This is a genomic window from Halobaculum saliterrae, from assembly GCF_009831625.1.
Lineage (GTDB): Archaea > Halobacteriota > Halobacteria > Halobacteriales > Haloferacaceae > Halobaculum > Halobaculum saliterrae.
In genome coordinates this window covers 1-6,298 of record NZ_WUUS01000019.1, presented here as the reverse complement: position 1 = coordinate 6,298, position 6,298 = coordinate 1, and the positions used below count along the sequence as shown (strand labels likewise).

Genomic DNA, 6,298 nt, shown 5'->3' with positions numbered 1-6,298 from the left:
TGCCGTCTGTCGGGGCCATCTGACTGTGAACCCCATCGCTACCGAGCCCTCGATGGACGTTTCGACAACCATCACAGCAGAAGACGATGTCGTCCTCAGCCACGACTCGATCGTCGGGGACAGCCCTACCACAAAGCGCGCACGGGGGAGATAGTGATTGAGATGAAGACACAATTGATTACCACCTGCTGACAGCGGGCCGATCACAGCCACGGAGCCTCAACGGCGACCTCAGCCGAAAGGACATTACCGGAGATACAGATGCCTCGATATTAAACGCTATTCGGTGACGAGTATACTAGTAGACACCCTTGGTCCGAATCTCCCCCCTTGAGGACCAGAGAGAACATATGCCACCCCTCAAAAATTGAAAACTGACGGATGCACGATCTGACAGGGTTTCAGCGGGACATCTTGTACGTAACTGCTGGGCTCGAGGAACCACACGGGCTCGCAATCAAGGCCGAACTCGACGACTACTACGAACAGGAGATCAATCACGGGCGGCTCTATCCGAACCTCGACGACCTCGTTGATAAAGGACTCCTCAAGAAGGGGGAACTCGACAAACGGACGAACGTGTACACGGTCACAGAACGCGGGGTGCGGGAGATCGAGGCGCGACGTGAGTGGGAAGGTCAATATCTAGAAGACGTGAACGCACCCACGACGTCGTAGAACCAGGCGAGTAGAACTCAATATAAAAAGCGGGACTGCTTTACCCACTTCCCACGAATACACAGTGAGATGGCTCGGCTCGTCTTCTATCATCACCCACAGGCCGAGAATTTCTCACTCAAATTTAGCTCTGCATCGGTAGCAGAAATTCGATCTCAGCGAGAGCAATCCGACGAGTCGACGAAGCTCATCGGGTACCCTTTTGAAACACCGGTCTATGTGCTCTACGAAGGCGATTCAGAGATCCAATCAGCCAAGGACATTGACTTCGATCAGGAATGGCTGAGCGACCGTATTCGTGACCTCCCCCGTGCTGGGCAGGTTGTCGCATTCCGATTAGTAGAGTTGCTCGAAGCCGCGGTCGATGTTCGAGATGAGGATGAGTTCCGGCTCTACAAGGAGTTCGAACCGCAAAAGATCCAGCAGGCACTCGATCACGTCTCTTGGGGAGCACCACTGCCGACCGTCGCGGGGGAAGTGATGTCGAATTTGATCCTCCGACATTCCCTCCCGAATGCGAATCATCGAACTGGCATCGCGATGCTGCAGTTCTGTATTGAGAGTGTGGATCCGGATTTTGAGATGCCACGAACCCACGTCGACGACGATACCTGGCGAGAGTGGGTCGATCCCTACATCGTCGATTCCAAGCGGCTCATTACGGTCCGCCGGAATAACCTTCGTTTCAAGCAGCTCTTCGAGCTGGACATCGACCTCGTCGAACGAAAAGATGGAATCCAAATCCGATTAGCCGAGTTCGAGCTGGATCTGCACTGGCAAGAAGCCCTTTCGAAGTACGCTGAGCAGCATGAATCCCACTGTACGGACTTCGCGCAGGCGGTTCTCAAACGAGCAGAACAGGACGATCTGCTCGACCGTCAAGGACCAACGAAACAAGAGTTCATCACTTATCTGGAGAACGGACTGGTCGAACGGGACTCCAGAGAAATGTTCTGATCAGTCGCGAAGCTCGGCGACCGACTGTCCGACCTCGCGAACGTGTTCACTTCGCTCGAGGTCGAGTTCCTCGGCGAGGTAGTCAACCGTCTCTTCGAGGCTCATAGCGGAAAGAAGTCGGTCGAGCGGTATAAGCCTAGTGCTGACGCAGCAATATCGCCCATCAGAGGAAGCGCCTCTTTATGCGAGACTATCAATCTCTTCTAGTGCCTCAGTTGCGACATCACCAAGTTCACCAGCTTCTATATGTGAATAACGCTCTCTCACCATTTCCTCGGAGTTATCCAAGTAACGAGCAGCGACGGTGTAGCCGAACGCACGGACAAGCACCTCACCCATTCCACGTCGTCCACCGTGTGGAGCAAGATAATCGTGTTTCGGATGGTCGATGTCGATCTCTGCAGCCTCCGAAAGCCGTTGGAGAACCGACCGTGCGCCGTCCGTCGTGATCGACGGCGGCCGAATGTCCTCATCGAGCGCCAGCAGCAGGTCGCGGGCGTATTCTTCACGGCACTCAGTAATCGTATCTGGGCATTCCCCTCGTTCGGCTAGCTCATCCTGGACGAGTCCTGCGAGCATCCGTTGGTCGAACGTCGGAAACACCGGCCAGCGGTCCGTTGGCGGGTCCATCAGCTGGCGGTAGCTCCGTAGCGGCGAAATCACCGGATCGGGGAGACTCGCGGCGTCCCACTGCTGTTTCTTCCGGTAGACGTCCATACTCCCGTCATTGAGCGAGAGGTCCTCCCAGCGAACGCCGCGCCGGCGCGGGTCGTTCGGATCGCGGAGGAGTTCGCCGACGCGGACAGCTGTGTACGCGAGAACGAACACCAGGGCCCGGTCACGAGCCGTCTTAAGCGCTGCGTAGCGCGCTCGCTGCTTGTCGATTGGACCAGCATCCTCCGGGAGTGTCGTGTACGCCTCGACGGCATCGCGGGCCTGTTCGTCGACGTGGCGGGTGAGGGCGTGGCGCTGTTCGGACGTCCAGGCCTGCTGGTCGCCGGGCTTGCGGCCGTCGTCCTCCGGCAGCGGCGCCATCGCACTCGCTCGCTGGGCGTAATGGGCTTCGAGATATCCCTCGTTGACGCACCACCCACACCAGGCAGAGATATAGCGGTAATAGGTCTGTACCGTGTTCTGCTTGAGTCCCCGATCTCCACCGAGATGTCGGGCGTACTCTCGGAACACGCGTTCATCAAGATCGTCGAAGGTCGGCTCGCGGTCGACGTCGTCGGGGACGATCCCGATCCAGTCGTCGGCGCCGCGGTCGCCGGCGGCCCACTCGGCGAACCGCTCGAGTTCGCGTGCAGCGTTTCGTCGATAGTTCCCGCCGTCGCCACCGCGGCCCTTCCCCTTGTCCTGGAGGTAGCGCTCGAAGCTGTCGTCGAGTGGCGTCGAAAGCGCTCGATCAGGCATCCACCAGCCCTCCACCGTCCTGCGGGCCCAGTCTCGGCACCTCTACCCCGGGGGAAGCGCCGTGGTGAGGCGGTTGCAGCATTCGTGCTTCACCGACGGCGGCGGGGTACTTCAAAGTGGTCGTGATTACCGGCGTAATCAGGACCATCGGTGACAGAAGTCTCATAACCATTTTTCCTATGATAGAAGGGTTCTATCCCCCGAAATTCGGATTTGGCCAACGGTATAAATCATATAACGCTATACCAAAACCACGGCCGCCGTTCGGACCCGGTTCCGAGAATAATCGCGAGACTGCAAGCAGATGGCTTGCTACACAATCTACATAATGTACAATGCGCACGAAATCTGAATGATGAGGGAAATCACCCAAATCCAATGTTAGTCGTTCGTAGCTTGCTCGCTCAGCATCTCCACAACTTCCTGAACACGTTCCTCATCGGCTTCGATACCACGCTCCCGGAGGATCTGGAGGGCGACCTCATCACCGTGGTCCGCAATTACCCGGAGACACGCATCTTGAAACTCTCTTCCCTCAAATTCGGGAACATCAAACATAGAGCACGCAGCAGTTACCGATGATCGCATCCGGGTGACGCCATCCCACGTGTCCTCCCGGACATAGAAGCCGTGCATATCGGTCTCATCAAAGGAGAAGGCCGGTCCACAGGTGGATTCGTCCACATCCTCCTCATCCTGCTCAGGAATGGACTCAGTCTCCGACTCTGTGTTCTCAGTAGTTATCTCTTCATCCGGTTGCGGTTCATCCTGGGTGTCAGTACGTTCGTCGTCATCCGATTCGGCTCCTTCCTCCGTTTGTTTGAGCTGTTCAGCGACGTCCCCGAAACGGTCGTCCTCATTAGGCATGGCTGTGTTCCTCCACGAGGTCCGCTAAGTGGTCGAAATTCGGGATCTGGTCGCAATCTTCGTCGAACTCCGAGACGGGCATTCCTTGCTTGAAGGCGCGGGAAATTGCGGTCCGTTCGCGAATCCCTGGCTTCGGAACACTATCGATGGTGCGTCCCGAATCATCGAGGGCATCGAAGATCTCCGGGTCCACACGAGCGTACTCGGGGACGAATGAACCGAACTCCCGGTTGAGATTTTCAACGAGAGTCCGATGCTCGTTGCGTTGTCCCATTGTTTCGCGAATCATATTCGGAGTGACTGCGAGGATATCCAACCCGATATTCTGCCGGATTGGGGAGATCTGGCGTTCAATCATCTTATTGAGGCCGTTGATCGAGCCAGCACGCGGGATTAGCGGGATTATGACGCGCTGGACGGCGATGAGGGCGTTGTCGGAGAGTTTCCCACGGCCGCCTGCGGCATCAATTATCACGTAGTCGTATCCGTTTTGAATGAGCGGATCGACAACGTTACCTCGAAGCTTCACGTCTGCGAACCGTTCGTCCTTCAGCCTCGTCTCGACGTTCTCGAGTTCGTTGCTCGACGGGAGGAGGTGAACGCCGAAGTCCGTTTCAATAAGTAGATCCTCGGGGTCTTCACCATCGATAAGGGCGTCACCGAGGTTCGCATCGCGATCGTACGCATCGTCGTACCCAAGCTGGGTCGTCATGTGCCCGTCCTTATCCAGATCCAGTAGTACCGTCTCATGGCCGCGGTCAGCGAGTCGATCAGCGATGTTGAGCGCGATCGTTGATTTTCCTACACCCCCCTTGAGCAACGAGACAGCTGCTCCAGGAAGTCCTTCAAACTCGTCAGCACTCATGGGTCAGCCCCCCGCGATAGGTGGATTTTGTATATTTCGTGGGCAATCCACATTGTGTAGATTTTAGAGGTTGCGCACGTTTCGTTGATAATGCGAGTTTTGTCCTGTTCATACGCGGCTAGTGAAGTTCACCCACCTTAATTCTGCGTCAGACAAAATTGGGCGCGCTATCTACACAACTTACATTTTACGAATAATGTAGATAATGCTCACAATCTTCAGTTGCCAAGATCTCTACCAACGGCACATAATCTACACAATTTGCATTATCTGTATTTCGTTTGCATCCATCACAATTACCACTATCAAACACTAATGAGCGCGATTCACGGAATCTACATTATCCAAATTATGCAGATGGTGTGCGATATCGACATAGTCCAGCCATTCGGTATGGGAAGGCAGGGTATCGAACTCGGTCGGAGCCACTCTAACCGGCCCTCTAGTAAGGCTTTTAACTGTTACCGGATTAATGGTAACTGCCAGATGTACGAGGTTCTCGACGACACGGCGGCGCAGATAATCCTCGCCATCGAAAGTGGTGACTCCATCCGCCGTGTCGCCCAACACCTCCACACACCGTACGAGACGGTGAGACAGGCCGTCAACAGACTCGAAGACGCGGGCTACGTTACCTATGACGACGGGCTCTCAGTCGTCGACGAGCGCGTACGCGACGCAGCGCTCGAGCTCATCGCTGCCAGCGCCGGCGTCGGTCCACCCTCCATCGAGGAGGCCTATGTCATCCCACAGTTCGGCGACTGGCCGTTCGCGTTCACGCGGATCGACGCCGTCTACGTGTGGACTCAGGGCGGCTACCAGGTCGGTCGGAATCCAAACGACTATCCGCTGTTCCTGGCCGTCCGTGAGCGGGACGTTGACGCCTGGGAGGCGTTTTTCGAGTCCTTCGACCTCCCGACCGCAGTCGAGCGACAGCTCCGAGAGGAGCTGGACGGACCGCTGCAGATCGTCCTCGAGCCACGCCCGTCACTCGACATCGAGGACGTCGAGGGGTACCCAGTGATCCCGAGAGCAGAGACAATCGAGTATATGCGCGAGAACTACGCCCAGTTCCAGTCGGCGCTGGCGATGCTCGACCGGATGTACGAGGACCTCGACCTCGGCGTCACGTATCGAGAGACCGAACGGGCACAGCCATGAGCTTCACCAACCGAAGTGACGCGCTCATCGAACTGCTCGAGGAGCTCACCAAACAGGGCCACGAGTACGTTCTTGTTGGCGGCTACGCTGTCTCAGCGTTCAATGCTCGCTTCTCCACGGACCTCGATATCGTCGTCGCGCCGGACTCCAAGGCTGACTTCGTCGAGTTCCTCGAACAGCAGGGATTCGAGGAAACGGACAGTCACGCCAAGAAATGGTTCTACGACACCGAAGTAATCGAGTACGAGAAGCGGCTCACGCCGCAGCAGCCGATCGGCTTCGATCTCCTGGTAAACGGACTCGGGTGTCGCCAGACGGAGGCACAGTGGTCGTTCGACTACCTGTACGACCACAGCC

The 6,298-nt window shown here is 56.6% G+C and carries 7 protein-coding genes; 4 read left to right on the top strand and 3 right to left on the bottom strand.

Annotated features, from left to right (window positions below):
* Positions 1 to 381: 381 nt before the first annotated feature.
* Together GRX01_RS18685 and GRX01_RS18680 are read left to right on the top strand one after the other, a co-directional pair.
* On the top strand, positions 382 to 678 hold the full coding sequence (locus GRX01_RS18685) for a PadR family transcriptional regulator (RefSeq protein WP_159671397.1): 297 nt from the start codon (positions 382 to 384) through the stop codon (positions 676 to 678).
* 69 nt (positions 679 to 747) lie between these two features.
* Positions 748 to 1,635, top strand: coding sequence for a hypothetical protein (locus GRX01_RS18680; RefSeq protein WP_159671394.1), 888 nt, complete (start codon positions 748 to 750; stop codon positions 1,633 to 1,635).
* Between the two features lie 180 nt (positions 1,636 to 1,815).
* Here the strand turns inward: GRX01_RS18680 and GRX01_RS18675 are convergent, their stop codons facing one another.
* The 3 genes from GRX01_RS18675 to GRX01_RS18665 all read right to left on the bottom strand — a co-directional run bounded on the left by GRX01_RS18675 (position 1,816) and on the right by GRX01_RS18665 (position 4,780).
* Positions 1,816 to 3,048: a phage integrase SAM-like domain-containing protein gene (locus GRX01_RS18675; RefSeq protein WP_159671391.1), complete on the bottom strand. Its 1,233-nt coding sequence runs from the start codon at positions 3,046 to 3,048 to the stop codon at positions 1,816 to 1,818.
* 381 nt (positions 3,049 to 3,429) lie between these two features.
* Positions 3,430 to 3,915, bottom strand: a complete 486-nt coding sequence (locus GRX01_RS18670) for a hypothetical protein (RefSeq protein WP_159671388.1) — start codon at positions 3,913 to 3,915, stop codon at positions 3,430 to 3,432.
* Positions 3,908 to 4,780, bottom strand: a complete 873-nt coding sequence (locus tag GRX01_RS18665; protein WP_159671385.1) for a ParA family protein — start codon at positions 4,778 to 4,780, stop codon at positions 3,908 to 3,910. The genes GRX01_RS18670 and GRX01_RS18665 overlap by 8 nt, the downstream gene beginning before the upstream one ends.
* 486 nt (positions 4,781 to 5,266) lie before the next feature.
* Between GRX01_RS18665 and GRX01_RS18660 the strand changes: the two genes are divergently transcribed.
* Positions 5,267 to 5,941, top strand: coding sequence for a helix-turn-helix domain-containing protein (locus tag GRX01_RS18660; RefSeq protein ID WP_159671400.1), 675 nt, complete (start codon positions 5,267 to 5,269; stop codon positions 5,939 to 5,941).
* A partial coding sequence (locus GRX01_RS18655) for a nucleotidyltransferase domain-containing protein (protein WP_233741136.1) occupies positions 5,938 to 6,298 on the top strand: 361 nt, incomplete at its 3' end. The genes GRX01_RS18660 and GRX01_RS18655, both read left to right, overlap by 4 nt.

What these genes read in the sequence shown, in the direction of transcription:
- GRX01_RS18685 (WP_159671397.1), top strand. Translation starts at nt 382, where the DNA reads ATGCACGATCTGACAGGGTTTCAGCGGGACATCTTGTACGTAACTGCT.
- GRX01_RS18680 (WP_159671394.1), top strand. Translation starts at nt 748, where the DNA reads ATGGCTCGGCTCGTCTTCTATCATCACCCACAGGCCGAGAATTTCTCA.
- GRX01_RS18675 (WP_159671391.1), bottom strand. Translation starts at nt 3,048, where the DNA reads ATGCCTGATCGAGCGCTTTCGACGCCACTCGACGACAGCTTCGAGCGC.
- GRX01_RS18670 (WP_159671388.1), bottom strand. Translation starts at nt 3,915, where the DNA reads ATGCCTAATGAGGACGACCGTTTCGGGGACGTCGCTGAACAGCTCAAA.
- GRX01_RS18665 (WP_159671385.1), bottom strand. Translation starts at nt 4,780, where the DNA reads ATGAGTGCTGACGAGTTTGAAGGACTTCCTGGAGCAGCTGTCTCGTTG.
- GRX01_RS18660 (WP_159671400.1), top strand. Translation starts at nt 5,267, where the DNA reads ATGTACGAGGTTCTCGACGACACGGCGGCGCAGATAATCCTCGCCATC.